The sequence below is a fragment of the Butyricicoccus faecihominis genome (assembly GCF_014648015.1).
Classification (GTDB): domain Bacteria; phylum Bacillota; class Clostridia; order Oscillospirales; family Butyricicoccaceae; genus Agathobaculum; species Agathobaculum butyriciproducens.
In genome coordinates, this window is record NZ_BMQH01000013.1 from 62,583 (window position 1) to 80,322 (window position 17,740).

The window sequence follows — 17,740 nt, forward strand, 5'->3', positions numbered from 1 at the left end:
GCGCGAGGCCGCACTTGTACTTTTCCGAAGCCGTATGCTACAATAAAACCACTACATTCGACAGAAAGCAGGAACAGCCATGCGCACCAAACGGGAACAGATTATCTTTCAGGCATTTCATGACCAGATCTGCCGATCAGAGTTCAGCAGCGGTTTGACGCTGTTTTTCGGACTGCACGGAAACAGCTCAATCCGATACCAGTCCGCCGAGTACTCCATGCCCGCAGGCGCGCTGCTGGTTGTCAACCCGTTTGAATTATATCAGGTGAACTGCTCGGAAAATGCCGAGATGATCGCCATGCAGATCCCCGAAAATCTGCTGCAGCTTGCCAACTGGAGCAGACAGAATGTCTGCTTCTGCTACGCCTCCAGCCAGAATGAAAAGCAGGAGTACCAGACCATCCGCGTATTATTTGCAACGATTTTTCAGGATTTCTTTCAGAACCCGGAGCAGAACGCCTCCGGTATTGTCACCAATGTACTCAAGCTCGTTGATCTGCTGACAGCGCATTTTCTCATTTCCGATGTGCCAAAAAGCAATACCAAGCGCGAGGAGACCATGCGCCGTATGAAGCGCATCATGGATCATATTCATTCCAACTGGAATGAGGATATTTCCCTGCGCGAGCTTGCTGCACGCGAGTTTCTGTCCGAAGGCTATCTGTCCCGATTCCTCAAGCAGAATCTGGATATGACCTACTCCCAGTATGTCATGGGGCTGCGTCTGGAACACGCCGAAAAGCAGCTGCGCAGCACGGATCACTCCATTACTCAGATCGCCTACGACTGCGGATTTCACAACGCCAGTGCTTTCATCGAACATTTTCGTCAGAAACACGGCCTGACACCGCGGCAATACCGCCAGCATGCCACCCAGAAAGCCGCCGCTGACCCATCCGGCGAGGAAACTTTACTGCAGGACGGCGTTACCTATCTGCTGCAGTTTGCCGTTCCGCCCGATCCGCAGCGCGAGCTGCCGCACGAAACGCGGTACATCACGGTTGATGAGAATGTACAGCCGCGCAGGCTTCGTCATACGTGGAAAACCCTGCTCAACGCCGGATACGCCAAGCATCTGCTGACCGCCGCTATTCAACAGCAGATTATCAAAATCCAGCAGGAGATCGGCTTCCGCTATCTGCGGTTCCACGGCATGCTCGATCAGGAGCTTCACATCTATCAGGGTATGGAAAACGGCCAAGTGAAGTGCTGCTTCACCTACTTCGATATGGTCATCGACTTCCTGCTCGAGCAGGGGCTGCGCCCGTTCCTGGAATTCAGCTTTATTCCCCGGGAACTGGCGAAAGCACAGACCAGCATCTTCGAGACCGGCTCGATCACCGCTGCATGTGCGGACTGCACAGCATTCGGCGCACTGGTTGAAGCTATTCTGCGGCATGCAATCTGCCGATACGGCTGGGACGAGGTATCCCAGTGGAAGTTCTCTACCTTTCAGATTAACTATGTGTTCTTCGACTGCATGACCATGGATGAATATCTCGAACTGTATGACTGCGTGTACCATGCGGTCAAAGCTGTCGATACACGGCTGCAATTCGGCGGCCCGGGCGCCATGTCCAGTGTGGTATGGGACCCGCGCGGTATGCGTGTCTTTCTGCAGTATGCCACCGCCCACGACTGTCTGCCGGATTTCCTGACCGTGCAAAGCTATCCGCATGAATCTTCGTCCGCCGATGCAAATTTTATGAGCTATACGCTCAGTCAGCAGTCTATCCCATCCGTATTATCCAAGGATACAAATTTCGTTAAAACCTTCCTCTATGACCTGAACGGTATATGCCGCGAATTTGAATTGCCCGACATGGACATTTTCATCGAGGAATGGAACTCCACGCTATGGCAGCGCGACCTTTCGAGCGACACCTGCTACAAATCCGTCTGGCTGACCAAAAACATCTGCGAAAATATGGATGCCGTATCCGCCTTCGGCTACTGGACAATCTCCGATCTGATGGACGAGCGTGCGAACTTCGATTCCATGTACCACGGCGGCTACGGTCTGTTCACCTATAACGGCGTGCCGAAGAGCGGCTATGAGGCACTGCGCCTGCTCGGACAGCTCGGCAACTGCTGCATTGCTTCCGGTGACGGCTGGTATTTCACCCAAAGCGAACGGGAATGGCAGCTGATTCTATATAATTACACCCATTACGACAACATTTACCGCTATCGCTACCGCCGTCTAGAGCATCCGGAAGACGCCTATTCGGTATTCGAGAGCGGCAAGATCGTGCGGTTTCAGGTCACATTTCCCGCTCTCAGACGCGGTCTGTACCAGATTGAGCAGCAGGAAATCACCCGCACCTCGGGTTCCTCGTTCGACCTGTGGCTTGCCGCCGGTGCACCGCCGTCCCCTGACCGAGCCTTCCTGCAATATCTGGCCGAGCACGCTTCCGCACACCGCACACTGACCACCGAACAGGTGGATACCGCTCTGCGGCTCGAGACAACACTGCAGCCGCTTGAGGCACGGCTCTTCCGCATCAGAAAGATGAATTTTACATAAACCTTTTCTAAAATATCTGTTTTTTGACCTTTTTCTATCTGTCATTTCATATTATGCGACAAAAGCACGGTTTCTCCTCCGAGTAAATACAAAATATATTGCTATGTCTAAAATGAATATCCCGTATTTTCTTCGTTCTTTTCGTACTATACTATAGTCAAATCCCAAACAGAAACGCTGCGCAGCCGATTCTGAACAAAAAGGTGGTAAGGAAAATGACGAAAAAACAGCTTTCAATGAATGACACCTCATTCAAAACCAGTCTGATGGAAAAAATCGCATACGGCATGGGCGACACCGCCTGCAACGTCGTATTTGCAATCACCTCCAGTCTGATCGTATACTTCTACACGAACGTAATCGGCATGTCTGCGGCACTTGTCGGAACGATTCTGTTAGCATCTCGTGTATTTGACGGCATCAGCGACCTGCTGATCGCCCAGATTGTAGACAAGGTAAACTCCCCGAAGGGCAAGGCTCGTGCGTGGATACTCTGGATGGCCGCACCTTACGGTATTGCCTCCGTGCTGATGTTCTGCGTGCCGCCACATTCAAGCACGATGGTGCAGGCGATCTATGTATTCATCACCTATAACCTGTGCACCACCGGCGTATATACCGCACTCAACCTGCCGTATTCCAATCTGGCACCGATGATGACTCGCAATGACGATGACCTTGCTAAACTCAATCTGTTCCGCATGGCCATGTCCCCGATCGGTAACCTGATCGTTACCGCACTCACCCTGCCGTTCATCAACATGCTCGGCGGCGGTCAGAAGGCATGGATCACGGTCTGCGCGATTTACTCCATCGTTGCTTTCTTCATGCTGCTGTTCTGCTACAAGGGCTGTCAGGAGCGTTTCCACACTGATGCAGCCAAGGAAGCCGAGGCTATGCCGTTCGCACAGCGCCTGAAGGCTACCCTGAAGAACAAGTATTTCATCGTACTTACACTCACGATGATAGCCGTTGCTCTGTACCAGAACGTAAACGGCACCGTTGCTACTTACTACGCACAGTATATGCTGGGTAACGTCGAAGTCATGGGCGTTATGCAGAGTTTCGAGAACATTCCGAAGATTATTGCTATCATCTGTCTTGCCCCGTTCATCAAGAAGTTCGGCAAGCGCAATCTGGTTCTGTTCGGCGCAGTGCTCTGCGTGCTCGGTCAGGTCGTTGTCCTGTTTGCACCGCAGAATATGACCATGGTTATGGCCGCTGCTGTTATGCGCGGTATCGGCGAAGCCCCGTTCTACGGCTGCATCTTCACCATGCTGGCTGATGTTATCGAGTACGGTCACTGGAAGACCGGTATCCGTGTACAGGCCCTCATCTTCTCCGCATTCACTGTCGGCCAGAAGTTCGGCGGCGGCGTTGCAGGCTGGCTTGTTGGTCAGCTGATGGAGGTTTCCGGCTTTACCGGTCTGGAAATGGAGATTCCCTCCGCAATAAGCATGGTCAAGAACCTTTACATTTACGGCAACATGATCGCATGGGCCTTGGTTATCATCCTTATGCTGGTTTACCATCTGGATAAGGAATACGACGGCATTATGAAGGATCTCACCGGCCGTACGGCGTAACAGAAAGCGTGAACAACATGTATACCCATAAAATTTTAGACATATGCGACCCGAAAAATCCCTACGCCCCCAAGTTCTCCGGCACATTTGAGCTGCCGGTAGAGTACGCGGGCAAAAAGCGCCGCATGCTGGCCTATGTGCCGCATGATATCCGCGAATCCACCGCCGGTATTCTTGTGCTGGGAGAAAACGGCCAGACCGCCGATGATCTGCTCGAGCACAGCGGCTGGTGTGAGATCGCGGACACCGAGGAGTGCAAGGAACGTCTGATCGTGTTCTTCCTTGAGCCGGAAAACGGCACATGGAACACGAACGAAGCCTACGGCACACCGGATGGCGATGTTGCGTATATCAACGCAGCAGCCCTTGCCGCCGCAGACCGCAAGCTGTTCTGTGTCCACGAATCCAAGTTCTATCTGGTTGGCTGTAAGGAAGGCGGCGTGCTCGCCAATATGGCGGCGGCTTACGATCCGGCGTTCTTCGCAGGTGTGGCTTCGGTCGGCGGCTCGGCAGTTTCCGAGCAGTATCTGACCGACTGCGGACAGGCGTATGCCCTCAATCTGGACGGCTTTGAGGATCCGGAACATCGCAAGGACATTCACAAGCAGGATATCCCGATGCCCGCGTGGATTATCGACGATCCGACCGTATCTACCGGTACCGGCGACGCTATCCTCACCTACTGGCGCAATGCATGTGAAGCCGAAGAAGGCCGTCAGCTGTCTCCCGATCAGTACGAGTATTACCGCGTGAAGGAAACACCTTACGCGCCTAATCAGGAGAAGGAAGCGTACCGTGTCTGCCACAGCAGTATTCCCGGTGCATCCGAGCAGTATGCCAAACGCCTGCAGCGCCGTATCTGGAAGGACTTTCTCTATCGTCAGCGCCGCTGGATGAGCAGTCCCGGCGGTGAACTGCGCGTGACAAAGGATCCGGTCCGCGACCTCGGCATGGAGTACCACTACGAGGAATTTGACGGCTGGATGCGCGAATGGTATGTTTACATTCCGCAGTCGGTACGGCAAAATCCCGAAAAGAAGGTGCCGCTCGTGCTCGCGATGCATGGCTACACCTGTACCGGTGAAATCTACGCCGGCAACAGCGGTTGGTATGATGTGGCGGACAAACATGGTTTCATTGTTGTGTTTCCGTCCGCACTGCATGCCAAGGTTGACATGCCTGAGCAGGGTCTCATGTCAGACTGGGCGCCGCTCAACGCATGGAACGTGTTCCTTGAGGACGACCGCCCGGATGAACTGAAATTCTTCTCGTTCCTGCTGGACAAGATGATTGCCGAGTATCCGGTGGACGAGCACCGCGTGTTCGCAACCGGTCACTCGTGGGGCTCGCTGATGACCGAAATGCTGGCGTTGGGACTGACCGAGCGCTTTGCCGCTGTCGCCCCCTGCTCGGGTGCATTCTTCGGCGGTGCGTATGAGAAAATGACTTCCCTGCCGTATGCCGCCGAAAACGGCGTACAGCTTCCAATCTGGATGTTCTGGGGCATGAATGAGGAATGGCTCATTCCGAGTGAACCCGCCCACGAGAACGAAACCGGTCTGACCGTCGAGCTGTGGCTGAAACGCAATGGTAAGGCAGATATGATCCCTGCTGATTGGGCACAGTGCGCCAACACGGTCAATGGTCGCTTCAAAGATCATTACTTCGACCGTGAGGGCACGGCTCCCGTGCAGTTCACGCAGGTGGACTACATGCCGCATGCTACTATGCCGGAAATGTCGTTCCGCATTTGGGAAGAATTCTTCCGTAAGTTCTCCCGCAGCTGATAGCTAATCTACTACTTTCCTTTACATATGATTGGGATAGTCCATAGCGAGGGCCTCTGTGTTGAATTTGATTCTAACACAGAGGCCCTCGCTGTGGACCTTTTATTTGACTAAATGCGCAACTTCATTTTACAACGCGCGATTCAAAATTACTTTTCCAATATTGCGCAGGGATGAAGGAATGTGCCTTTATATTGGTGTCCAACCATATATCTGCAACCTTATTTATATCTTCTTTCCGCAATTCTCTAACCATAACGGCGACACTCCCGCAAATCCCGATTTACGCATCCCTCGTCAAATCCACATCCGGACGGTTATTCGTGCCGTACACGATGCGCGGCACGCCGCTGTAATCCTCAGTGATAGTGACATCCTTGTAGCCGTGCCGCTGCATGATGCCGGCCACGTCATCGGCTTGCTGCCAGCCGCACTCGAACAGCAGCCTGCCGTTCGGCACCAGCAGTTCACCCCAGCTGTCGCAGATGGCGTGATAGAAATCCAGACCGTCCTCGCCGCCGTAAAGCGCCTCATGCGGCTCAAAATCGGCTACACTGCGGTCGAGCATCTGCATTTCGTCCTCGGTAACGTACGGCGGATTGGAAACGATAATATCAAACTGCCCAAGTCCGCGCGGAGGCGCGTGCATAACATCGGCTTTCATGGTCAGCAAACGGCTGCTCACGCCCAGATCACGGGCGTTCTCGCGGGTAATGTGCAGCGCATCGTCCGACAGGTCGATCGCGGTCACGCGGGCATCCTCGACCGTGTGCGCCGCCGCAATGCCGATGCAGCCCGAGCCGCAACACAAATCGAGAATACGAGGTGAAACCCGCTCTTTGGCCTGCTCAATGACCAGCTCGCACAGGCGCTCGGTATCCGAGCGCGGAATGAGCACCGAACGATCCACCTTGAAGGTCAGGCCGTAAAAATCCCATTCGCCGATAATGTACGCCAGCGGTTCGCCGTCCAGACAGCGGTCGCACAGCAGACCGGCGTAATCCACGGTCGCATCCTCAACGTAGAAATGGGACCAGCCGGCCGTCTGCTTTTTGTCTGCTTTGCAGGCGTAGGCGGTAATCTCCCGCGCGGTCAGCTGCGGCATCGGGTCGCCGCCCTCTTTCAAACGGCGGAAAAGCTGCATGTAAACATCGTTGATAGTCTTGGTCACACAGGGTCAACTCCTAAAATTTACGCGGGTTTGAACCACAGCGGCACGGCGTTCGCCCGCACCCTGCAATTACGGAACACGGCTGCGGCCGCCGACTGAAATTCTGCGGCATTTTTGGCTTTTTTAATCGCTTTGCCCGGTTTTTCGCTGTTTTCAAACAGATTCAGATGGTAAAACCAGATTTCCTTCATGCGCAGCATGGCAATCCGGCTGTCGCTGAAGGCTTCGCAGTAGCGCATGAACAATGTATCGTGGAAGGTCTCGAGCGTTTTTGCGTCTGCGGCCTTGCCGCCGGTCATGCGCGCCACGAGAGACGGATCGGCGATCAGCGCACGGCCGATCATCACCGCCGGTAAATCGGGATAGCGTTCGCTGACGGCGCTTACGTCCCGCTCGGTGATGAGATCGCCGTTGTAGCATACGGGCATGCTGCAGCGCGGCAGCGCCGCCGCGAAATCCTCCTCGCGCACCTTTCCCTTGTAGAAATCCTGCCGTACGCGCGGATGGATGGTCAGCTCGGTGATAGGATAGCGGTTGTAAATCTCGAGCAGCTTGTCAAACTCGCTTGCCTCATGCACGCCGAGACGCGTTTTTACCGAAATACCCTCGCATTTTGCGAAAACTTCGTCAAAAAACCGGTCCAGCTCGTCCGGATGTGCGAGAAAACCGGCTCCTTTTCCCTTGGCCGTCACCGTGCCGGACGGACAGCCAAGGTTGAGATTGACCTCGGGATACCCGAGGTCATGCAGTGCATTCACCGCCCAGATGCAGTCCGCGGCGGACTTGGTGAGCAGCTGCGGAACCGCAGGCACGCCCTCGTTGTACTCCGGCAGGACATCGCGCTTTTGCCGCGGCGTCAGCTTTTCATTCGTGGTCGGTGTGATAAACGGCATGAAATACTTGTCCACACCTGAGAAAAATTCGTGGTGCGTCCGGCGATAGACCGCACCGGTCACGCCTTCCATCGGCGCAAAATAATAGTGCATGGCGCTTACCACTCGTCCGAGCCGTCATCCGGAATGACCGCCTTCATCGCAGTGATCGCAACCTCGATCATGGAATCGTCCGGCTCGAATACAGTCAGGTGCTGCACCATCAGTCCCGGCCAGCGCAGCGCACGCGAGAGCAGGCTCTCCGAGCGGCCGGCATAGCGGTTAAACTCGTAGCTTATGCCAACAACGAGCGGCAGCAGGAGCAAATGCGCGAGCATACGCACGAACGGATTGGTAATGTCGATGATGGAAAAGACGATCGATGAAACGATGGTCGCAATGATAATCAGCACAAACATGAAGCTGGTACCGCATCTCGGGTGATATTTGCCCTGTTTTCGGACATTTTCAACGGTCAGTTCTTCGCCTGCTTCGTAACAGAAAATGGTCTTGTGCTCTGCGCCGTGGTACTCGAACGTGCGGCGGATGTCCTTCATATGCGACACTGACCACATGAACAGCAGGAACAGAATGACGCGCACGCAGCCCTCGAGTACATTGCGCGCGAGCACACCCCAGGTTTTCGGCACAAAACCGCCGAGAAAGCTCGGCAGCAGGATGAACAGGCCGATCGGCAGGGCAATGCCGATGACAGTCGAAATGCTCAGGATAACCTTGTTCAGACCCTCCGAGCCGAATTTCTTTTCCAGCCAGAGTTCAAATCTGGACGGCGGCACATCGGCTTCCTCGTCCTCAAAGAAGGACGCGGAGTAGTTGATGGCCTGCATGCCCTCCTTCATAGCGGTGAACAGCGTATACGCGCCGCGGAAAATCGGCTTTTCCCAAATCGGGGCACGGCTCGGCGTCGGTTCGGTCTTGCTGACAAGCTCGCCGTTCGCCCTGCGCACGACCGTGCAGGACTTCTTAGGTCCCTTCATTACAATACCCTCGATGATTGCCTGACCACCGATGGTGGTTTTCTTTTGCGTTGTCATGAATGCTCTCCTTCGGTAAACGGGGTTTCAGATGCCTTCGGAATGGCACCGGTAATGCCGAGCGCCTCCTCGGACTTGGCAGACGGCATGGTGACGGTAACCGTCGTTCCCTTGCCGACCTCGGACGCAATATCCAGCGTGCCGCCGTGCATGGAAACGATTTCCTCTGTCACGGCAAGGCCGATGCCGCTGCCTCGCTGCTTGGATGACCCCTTGTAGAATTTCTCCTTGACGAACGGCAGCTCCGCTTCGGGAATACCCTGACCGTAGTCGCGCACAGACGCGACGATGTTGCCGCCGTCACGTTTAAGGTCAATATCAATCTGCTTGCCGTCGCCGCCGTATTTCGCGGCGTTGTCCAGAATATTCAGAAACACCTGCTTCATGCGGTGGCGATCGCCGTTGATGTAGTAGTTTGCATCCACATCTTCGTCGTACAGCAAGCGGATTCCGCTCTTTTTGAGCAGGTTTTCATACATATAAACCGCTTCATACAGCTCGATGGACATATCAAACGTCTCGATTTCCAGCTTCATGCGGCCGGATTCGATGCGCGCAAAGTCCAGCAGCTCCTCGACCATGCGGGTCAGGCGGCCCGCCTCCTTCTGGATGATCGTCAGGCCCTGCATAACCTCCTCCGGGTCCTCGCCGCCGCCGGCCAGCAACGTCTCACTCCAGCCGCCAATGGCGGTCAGCGGTGTACGCAGCTCGTGTGAAACCGAAGAAATGAAATCGTTTTTCATGCGTTCGGCGCGGCTGATCTCGTCCGACATGTAATTGATGGTATCGCACAGCTCACCGATCTCGTCATCGTAAGTCTTCTGCAGGCGCACGCCGTAGCGTCCGGCCGCGATCTCCTTGGCGATGGTGTTGATTTTGAGCACCGGATCGACGATCGACCGGATAAAATAACTGTTCGATGCCACAACCAGCATGAGGAACAGCAGGCATGCCAGCAGAGAGCAGCCGACGATTATCCAGATCTGCCGTTCGACGATACGCAGTGAGGTGATATACCGCACGCCGCCGACCAGATCGCCGCGTGCACTCAGCAGCGGCGCTGTGACACTCATCACGCGCTCGCCGGAAAGCGGGTCTCTGCCGGTGAAAACTGCGGTTTTCTGACCGGAAAGCGCCTGCGAGGCATCCTCGGTCGAAGCAACGCCGCCGCCGGATAAGCCCGAGGTGGACAGCAGAATACGGCCGTTTGCGTCCAAAAACTGCTGTTCAAACTTGTCCTGATCCTGAAATGTGGTGACGGTTGCCTCCGCCTGCGTGTAAAACTGATCGTAGGTGTCGGTGAAGTATTTGCGGAACGTGTCCGACGTTGTGGCCGCGCGTGACGCGAGGTTGTCGCGCACGGTAGCATAGTAATACCCTGAAACGCCGACAGAGATCAAAATGACCACAACAGCCAGAATGACGAGCACGAAGGACAAAGAGTTCACCAGCCAGCGGCCCTTGATGCCGCCCGGCGAGTGCTGCACCTTTGGTGTCTCCGACTTCGGAGGCGGTTCCGGTTTGCGTTTTTGCTTGCGATTTGTCATAGAAAATGACCTTTCTGATGCCGCTTACCAAGCGACAGAATGTGCACTGACACCGCGCGGACGCATAAGAGGGTAGACAACCTGCGGTTTCCTCCTTCTTGTGAATCTTCCTCTTTCCCTTAGAGGGCACGGCGATAATTCATAACTGAGACTATAGGGGAACGGGCGTACTGTTCATCTTCCGCAGGTGCTATCTATAATAACGTGCTAACGAATTGCGCGACACTGTTATCCCCCAGGGGACCTTCTCTTGCCCTTCGGGCAATTCACCTTGTGTCGCGCCTGCGTTGATTTAACCGCCTGTGTTGCAGTATGCTGTCTGTGAACTGCGAAAAGGTTGCGAAAGACACGCAACGGTAACCCGACTGCCGTTCCCCTATTTCGGAGCGGTCGCCGGTCTCTGGTCTGCACCAGATTAGGAAACAAAGGGAAACGGGAGTCCCAAGAGGGTAGAAACCGCAGGTGTCTGCCCTTTGGGTTTCCGCGGCGAAACCGCCGCCGTTCCCCTCGCCGCGGGTGCGGCGATTGGCTATATCAGCCCTCCCACATATAACCGTAGCCGCGGACCGTTACAATATGGGTCGGGTCCGCCGGCGAATCCTCAATTTTAATCCGCAGACGGCGGATATTCACATCCACAATCTTCAGCTCGCCCACATAGTGGTGTCCCCAGACCATTTCAAGCAGCTCATCGCGCGAAAGCGCCTTGCCGATGTTCTGCATGAACGCCTTGAGCAGACCGTATTCGATCTGCGTCAGCTCGATCTTCACACCGTTCTTGAGCACCTCGCGGGCACGCAGATTCAGCTTGAACGGACCGGATTTGATCACATCGTCCTCGGAGAACGGCGAACCGGATACGCGGCGGTACAGCGCGTCCACACGAGCCGCCAGTTCAATAACCGAAAACGGCTTGGTGACATAATCGTCCGCACCGTTCATCAGGCCGGTTACCTTGTCCGCTTCCTGCGTGCGGGCGGTCAGCATGATAACGCCCGCCTGATAGCCCGCGCCGCGCATGGCGCGGCAGACCTCGTAGCCGTCGATGCCGGGCAGCATAACATCCAGCACCGCAACCGCGATATCCTGATTTTCATGGTACTTTTCCAGTGCTATTTCGCCGGTTTCGGCCTCTATTACCTCGTAACCGCTGCGTTTCAGGTTGAGAACCAGAAAGGAGCGGATATTTTCTTCATCTTCCAGAACCAGAATTTTGCGCTTCATTGTAATATCCTCCTGTACTTTTAGCGCTTATTGGTAACTGCCGCGTTTCTGCGGCGTTTGATGATTCTTAATTGTTCCACGCCTGGTTGACCAACGAGAATCGGGCTTTGATCTCGTCTCCGGTCAGCGCCAGCTCGCTCTGCTCGCCTTCATTTGTCAGCTTGGCAAAGTAGATGGCCTGCGTGGTCTGTCCCAGCTGGATCAAATCGGTGCGCTCGGCGTAGTATTCACGGTTGGAGCCGGTCGCGCAGTAAATGTTAAACAGCGGGATGGACATTTTGTTCTTGCGGTACTCAAAAAATTCCACATAGCTGAGTCCGCCGTCGTTTGCCTTGATTGCGGTGATGCGGTCATGCCATTTCTGGTCGATCAGCAGGCTCCACGCATCCGAAATGTTCTGATAAGTGGTTGCAACCTTGGTCGGAACCTTGCCGATGCCGTAGGCATACCAGTCGAGCATATACACCGCATCGGACGAGGATGTGTCCTTATAGCCCGCCATCAGCACTGCACGCGGCAGCTCGGTGATGCCGTCGCCGTTGACGTCGCTCGCGTAGACCGCCACCGGACGGTAGGTGCTGTGGCTGGCGGTATCCTCGCCGTCCAGTGCCAGATTGCGCAGCGTGTCGTTCGAGTAGACGAAAATATCCGTCGTCAGACCGGCGCCATTCGCCACCTTTTCCTCAGCGAACACGGCGGTCTTGCTGTCCTGCACACGGCCGGACTGCATGCGCTCAACCGCAGCTGTCCCCTGACTGGTCGCCGTCTCACCGGCCGGCAGCATGGAGCCGTTGTCATACTGATACAGGCGTGCCACGCGCTTGCCGGAGGTGTCGCTCGTAATCAGCAGCAGATCCTTTGCGCCATTGCCGGTCAGATCGGTCAGCTCCATAGCGGTATATTCGGTTTCAAGAATGATATCCGGCGTGCAGTTTTCGTCAAAATCGCACATGGTAAGCGCACCTGTTCCGTCTCCCGGCAGGCGCCAGGTGAGGACCATGCCGCGCTTGCCGCTCGGCTCAAGTACCGGAAATTCGACCGAACGCAATGCCGTTCCGCGGCCGTCGATCGTGCCGGTGCAGACGTAGCTGTCATCCTGCTTGCGGTAAACGGCTACCGTAAATTTGTTGCTCGTCGCCGAGGTGGCGCCGCGGAAAAACGTGATGGCCTCCTCTACGCCGTCGTTGTCCAGATCGGCAAGCTGAATAGACGAACGGTTTTCGCCCTCGCTCGGCGAGGCGTAGGATACGCCCTGTGCCAGCTGCTTTTCCAGCTCAGTCTGCAGACTTTGGTAATTGCTGGATGGTTTGGGCGCGGACAACAGCTCATCGCCCGATGGAAACACACAGCCGCCCAGCAGCAAAAGGAACAGCAGCGCCGGTAAAATTCGCAGTGATCTCATGGAGCTCTCCTACCTAAAATGATACAAATATTGGTTAACAGGTGCAGGCACCTATACATATTAAGTATAGCACATTCAAGCAGCGTGTGGTACTGAAATTTACGCAAATTTTGCAGGATTTCAAGCAGAAAGGGATAGAAAAAGGACGGACCAAAGGTCCGCCCTCAGGCTGTCGCGAAACTACAGCTTTGCCGACAAGAGGAACGGACCGTAGACCGTTCCTCTTGTCGGCCGAAATTTTCTCGCTCTATAAGTCAAAAATCCGAACGCTATCCTTGCGCGGTTTCTCGACCGCGCTGCGTGGCACATATCCCCGGATTTTTAGAATTTGCACAGCAAATTCTATTTGATGTGCGCTATCGCGCGAATTAACTTTAAAAGGACGCACTATGTGCGTCCTTTTACGGGATTTCATCAGTATCTCAGCGGAATACCGCGCGGTTCAGCCTCACCGGCAGGCAGCAGCGCCGCCGTGATGTCCGGCCGGCGTGTTTCGATAAAGTTTACGCCTTTGCGGATGAGTTCCGCAAGCGTATTGGGATCGTCCGTGCACCGGCTCATGGTGAACAGCCCCGCCTGTCGGCACGCCGAAACCAGCCGCTCGGACAAATCCTTCGGCTCGGCCCGCAGACCGAACAGGCCGGTTGTCTGCGCGGCATTGACCAGCGCGTCAACCTCGCTCGGCAGATTGGGCAGCTCACCCATGATATGTAAATCCGGGTTGGCAGACGCAACACGAGCCGCTTCCACCAGCCCCAGACCGATGATGATCGTGTCATCCAGACAATCCGCATACCGCAGCGTCATACGCAGCTGCCGCAGCATGGTCTGATCGTGCACGGTGATGGCAATCTTGCCCTGACAGGTGCGTGCCAGCTCGATCGCCTGACTAACCGGCGTCAGCTGCGGCGCCGCCTGATGCAGCTCCGCGTAGCTGTAATCGCGGACGGGCAGCCTCGTGCCGTCGGGCGCGGCAACACAGCCGTCCGACGAAAGCACAGCAATACCGTCCGATGACATGGCAACCGAAAAACAGCAGCCTTTTGCGCCCTCGTCGTTGCCGGCCAGAATGGATTCCAGTCCGCCGCGTTCGGTATCCATACAGCCGTCCGCAGACAGGACAAAAGTCTCCTTATTGGTATAGTACAATACCGATCCTCTCCCTCTGTTACAGGGTCTCCGGAGCCTCGTACTCTACGCCCTGCGTATCCACGGTAACGGACTTCATCTTCTGCTCCTCGCGCGGACGGTCGTGCCAGTCGCGCTTGGTGTTGACGATGGCGTCAACAATGTCCATGCCGTCGATAACCATGCCGAAGGAAGCATACTGACCGTCCAGATGCGGTGCGTCCTCGGTCATAATAAAGAACTGGCTGCCTGCGGAGTCCGGTGCAGCGGTACGCGCCATAGACAGAACACCGCGGGTGTGGTTCAGGTCATTCTGGAAGCCGTTTGCGGTAAACTCGCCGCGGATCTCATAACCCGGGCCGCCCATGCCGGTGCCTTCCGGGTCACCGCCCTGAATCATAAAGCCCGGGATGACACGATGGAAGATCGTGCCGTCATAAAAGCCCTTCTGCACCAGAGAAACAAAGTTGCGAACCGTGTTCGGTGCAACTTTCGGGTACAGCTCTGCGCGGATTACGCCGCCATTTTCCATTTCAATCGTAACGATAGGATTGCTCATTGATATCAACTCCATAATTTTGGTCATTTTGCAGCATATGCACAGCCGAGCTGTACATATATGTATTTCTATTGTAACAAATTTGGAGTAGAACGGCAAGTGGTGTTTGTCGAACAGCGGCAGCTGTCCATTATTTTGCGCTGAGCAACCGGGGCACTTGAACCGTGCAGGCGGTTCACCCTGTCCAGGCATGGTGTTTTTCGCTGAAATTCAGCAGGGAATTGCCATGTCCGCGGCGGGGACAAAAAGGAAGGGACACCTGCGGTTTGCCCGTAGGCTGCTAAACCTTGTTTCCGCGCCGTGCGCGGATTAGATGAATGCCCTTCCTTTTTGAACGCCCATCTTTTCCTTGTTAGATAGTCTGGCGCAAATCAGAGAGCGGCGACCGCTCCGCAGGATACCGCTGTAAAAACCTGTCACAAAAACTGGTAATCCACTTTATCCACAGGACTTTCCACAGGGTATCTGGGGATAACCTTGTGCATAAAGTGGATAACTTTTTGTATACACCCTCGCAAGCCGCCGTATATCTCGGTTTTTCGACTACGCATTGTAATATCGGCTGTGGAAAAACCTCCGCTGCATAATCCACCGCACCTTGTGGAAAACTTGTGATCAGGGCAAATTCACCACTTCAGGAGGGATCATCTATGTCCGAAGAAACCCCGTCCATTGCCGCGCCGGAGCAGAATGCCATCGCGGAAACCGGCTCGATTACGGCAAAAACAGCGCGCGGAACGATACACTGCATCACCATTGTCGGCCAGATCGAGGGCCACATGGAACTGCCCGCACAGAACAAAACCACCAAGTACGAGCACCTCATCCCGCAGATTGCGGCAGTGGAGCAGGCCGACGAAATCGACGGTCTGCTCGTGCTGCTCAACACGGTAGGCGGCGATGTGGAAGCCGGACTTGCCATCGCTGAGCTGATTGCGGGCATGAAAAAGCCGACCGTGTCACTCGTGCTCGGCGGCGGGCATTCGATCGGCGTACCGCTGGCCGTTGCCGCCAAAAAGAGCTTTATCGCCGTTTCCGCCGCCATGACCATTCATCCGGTGCGGATGAACGGCACGATCATTGCTGTGCCGCAGGCGTTCGAGTATCTGGCGAAAATTCAGGAGCGCATCGTGGATTTCATCACTTCGCACTCACATATCACCGCCGAGCGTCTGCAGCAGCTTATGCGCGAAACCGGTCAGCTGACCGCCGATGTCGGCACTGTGATCTCCGGCAATCAGGCCGCCGCACTCGGACTGATTGATGAGGTCGGCACGCTTTCGGATGCGCTGGAAGCGCTCTATACGATGATTGGCGAGCAGAAAATGCAAAAAAGAGACGGTAAATAACCGTCTCTCAGTCTGTCAAAAAGTCAGATTGGCGTTTTGCGTTTCGTGCGGCAGCACGCATAAAATAGAATTTGCGAAGCAAATTCATAAATTCCGGGAGCATGGCCCAGGCCACCCTCTCTTGCCGCTATGCGGCAATTCACCTTGTGTATCTCGGAATTTATACAAGGGAAGAAAAAATGTGCCCGTCAGGGCGCGGTTTTTCTTCGGTTTCGCTCGAAAGCGTGGTTTCGAGCGAGAGGCTGCTCGGAAAACGTTAGTTTTTCGACAGCCTCAGAGACGGTAAATAACCGTCTCTCCGTCTGTCTTTTGCATTATACGCTCTGTTTTTTCCGTTCCGGCAGCTGTGCCAGCACGATAGCGCCAAACATCAGCACACAGCCGAAAATCTCTCGGCCGGACAGCGCCTGACCGAGAATAAGCCAGCCTGCGATAACCGAGATAACCGACTCCAGACTCATGATAAGCGATGCTACCGCCGGGTTCATGCCCTTTTGACCGACAATCTGCAGGGTATAGCCCACGCCGGACGACATCGCGCCTGCGTACAGAATCGGCTTCCACGCGGCAAGGATGTTCGCGAAGCTCGGCTGCTCGAAGATCAGCATACCGATGCCCGATAAGATCGCACAGAAGAAAAACTGGATGCAGGACATCTTCACGCCGTCCACCATCGGTGAAAAATGGTCGATGACTGTGATATGGATGGAGAACAGCAGCGCACACGACAGACCGATGAGGTCGCCCATCGCGAAGCCGAAGCTGCCGCCCGTCATGCACAGGAAGTACAGCCCGGCCATTGCCAGCGCAACGCCGCACCAATGCTTCACACCGCATCTGCGGCCGAACAGCAGGCCGAGCAGCGGCACGATCAGGATGTAGCACGCGGTGAGGAATCCGGCCTTGCCGACTGGCGTATACAGCAGCGCGAACTGCTGGGTGATGCTGCCCGCGCACAGCGCCGTGCCGCAGCACATACCGCCGATAACGAGCGTTTTGCGGGCTTTGCGGTGCTCCTCGGGCGCTTGCTTCGGATGCGGGCCGCCGCTTTTGCCCAACACCGCGATGACCGGCAGCAGGACCAGTCCGCCGATGACGTTGCGCGCGAACACAAAGGTGAACGGGCCGACATACTGCATGCCGACGCTCTGCGCCACGAACGCCACACCCCAGATGGTGGCCGTCAACAGCAGGAGCAAAGAGTTTCGCAGCTTCATACCTGTTTTCTCCCTTATTTGAAAAATTTCATAAAAAAAGAACCGCCTAAAAGCGGTTCTTCATGGAGCTGCTAACCAGATTTGAACTGGTGACCTCATCCTTACCAAGGATGCACTCTACCGACTGAGCTATAGCAGCATTGGCAGGGGCAGTAGGGATCGAACCCACGGCACTCGGTTTTGGAGACCGATGCTCTACCAGCTGAGCTATACCCCTATAAAGTGGCTCCTCAAGTTGGACTCGAACCAACGACCCTGCGGTTAACAGCCGCATGCTCTACCAACTGAGCTATTGAGGAATATAAAATGCTGGCAC

The 17,740-nt window shown here is 55.2% G+C and carries 13 protein-coding genes and 3 tRNA genes; 4 read left to right on the forward strand and 12 right to left on the reverse strand.

The features are described 5' to 3' along the window. The first annotated feature begins 79 nt into the window (after positions 1-79). The 3 genes from IEY11_RS12350 to IEY11_RS12360 all read left to right on the forward strand — a co-directional run bounded on the left by IEY11_RS12350 (position 80) and on the right by IEY11_RS12360 (position 5,900). On the forward strand, positions 80-2,527 hold the full coding sequence (locus tag IEY11_RS12350; protein WP_188886701.1) for a GH39 family glycosyl hydrolase: 2,448 nt from the start codon (positions 80-82) through the stop codon (positions 2,525-2,527). Positions 2,528-2,742: 215 nt separating this feature from the next. After that, the gene (locus IEY11_RS12355) at positions 2,743-4,113 is read left to right on the forward strand and encodes an MFS transporter (RefSeq protein WP_188886702.1); all 1,371 of its coding nucleotides are present in this window, start codon (positions 2,743-2,745) and stop codon (positions 4,111-4,113) included. A 17-nt stretch (positions 4,114-4,130) separates the two neighbouring features. Continuing rightward, entirely contained in the window at positions 4,131-5,900 is a 1,770-nt protein-coding gene (locus IEY11_RS12360) for an alpha/beta hydrolase-fold protein (RefSeq protein ID WP_118729977.1), read from the forward strand. A gap of 283 nt (positions 5,901-6,183) precedes the next feature. On the opposite strand, the gene prmC is transcribed toward IEY11_RS12360, so the two are convergent. The 8 genes from prmC to IEY11_RS12400 form a co-directional block, all read right to left on the reverse strand. Further along, positions 6,184-7,071 (reverse strand): peptide chain release factor N(5)-glutamine methyltransferase, encoded by an 888-nt coding sequence (gene prmC, locus IEY11_RS12365; RefSeq protein WP_188886703.1) that lies wholly within the window; start codon positions 7,069-7,071, stop codon positions 6,184-6,186. A gap of 20 nt (positions 7,072-7,091) precedes the next feature. Beyond that, positions 7,092-8,057: a tRNA dihydrouridine synthase gene (locus tag IEY11_RS12370; RefSeq protein WP_188886704.1), complete on the reverse strand. Its 966-nt coding sequence runs from the start codon at positions 8,055-8,057 to the stop codon at positions 7,092-7,094. Positions 8,058-8,062: 5 nt separating this feature from the next. After that, positions 8,063-8,998, reverse strand: a complete 936-nt coding sequence (locus IEY11_RS12375; RefSeq protein ID WP_188886705.1) for a DUF1385 domain-containing protein — start codon at positions 8,996-8,998, stop codon at positions 8,063-8,065. Further along, a complete protein-coding gene (locus IEY11_RS12380; RefSeq protein ID WP_188886706.1) occupies positions 8,995-10,545 on the reverse strand; it encodes an ATP-binding protein in 1,551 nt (516 codons plus the stop codon). Before IEY11_RS12380 ends, IEY11_RS12375 begins: the two co-directional genes overlap by 4 nt. A 534-nt stretch (positions 10,546-11,079) precedes the next feature. Continuing rightward, complete coding sequence (locus tag IEY11_RS12385) at positions 11,080-11,769, reverse strand: response regulator transcription factor (RefSeq protein WP_110435794.1); 690 nt, start codon at positions 11,767-11,769, stop codon at positions 11,080-11,082. Positions 11,770-11,836: 67 nt separating this feature from the next. Next, positions 11,837-13,171, reverse strand: coding sequence for a hypothetical protein (locus tag IEY11_RS12390; RefSeq protein ID WP_188886707.1), 1,335 nt, complete (start codon positions 13,169-13,171; stop codon positions 11,837-11,839). Positions 13,172-13,585: 414 nt separating this feature from the next. After that, the gene (locus tag IEY11_RS12395) at positions 13,586-14,320 is read right to left on the reverse strand and encodes a hypothetical protein (RefSeq protein ID WP_188886708.1); all 735 of its coding nucleotides are present in this window, start codon (positions 14,318-14,320) and stop codon (positions 13,586-13,588) included. A gap of 19 nt (positions 14,321-14,339) precedes the next feature. Beyond that, a complete protein-coding gene (locus IEY11_RS12400) occupies positions 14,340-14,858 on the reverse strand; it encodes a peptidylprolyl isomerase (protein WP_188886709.1) in 519 nt (172 codons plus the stop codon). A 650-nt stretch (positions 14,859-15,508) separates the two neighbouring features. Between IEY11_RS12400 and IEY11_RS12405 the strand changes: the two genes are divergently transcribed. Beyond that, positions 15,509-16,207, forward strand: a complete 699-nt coding sequence (locus IEY11_RS12405) for a ClpP family protease (protein WP_188886710.1) — start codon at positions 15,509-15,511, stop codon at positions 16,205-16,207. Positions 16,208-16,521: 314 nt separating this feature from the next. Here IEY11_RS12405 and IEY11_RS12410 read toward each other — a convergent pair whose 3' ends face one another. From IEY11_RS12410 to IEY11_RS12425, 4 genes are all read right to left on the reverse strand, one after another. After that, positions 16,522-17,424, reverse strand: a complete 903-nt coding sequence (locus tag IEY11_RS12410; RefSeq protein WP_188886711.1) for a DMT family transporter — start codon at positions 17,422-17,424, stop codon at positions 16,522-16,524. Between the two features lie 63 nt (positions 17,425-17,487). After that, a tRNA-Thr gene (locus IEY11_RS12415) sits at positions 17,488-17,563 on the reverse strand. A gap of 2 nt (positions 17,564-17,565) precedes the next feature. Further along, a tRNA-Trp gene (locus tag IEY11_RS12420) sits at positions 17,566-17,641 on the reverse strand. A gap of 6 nt (positions 17,642-17,647) precedes the next feature. Further along, positions 17,648-17,723: transfer RNA gene (locus IEY11_RS12425), tRNA-Asn, on the reverse strand. Positions 17,724-17,740: the final 17 nt, after the last annotated feature.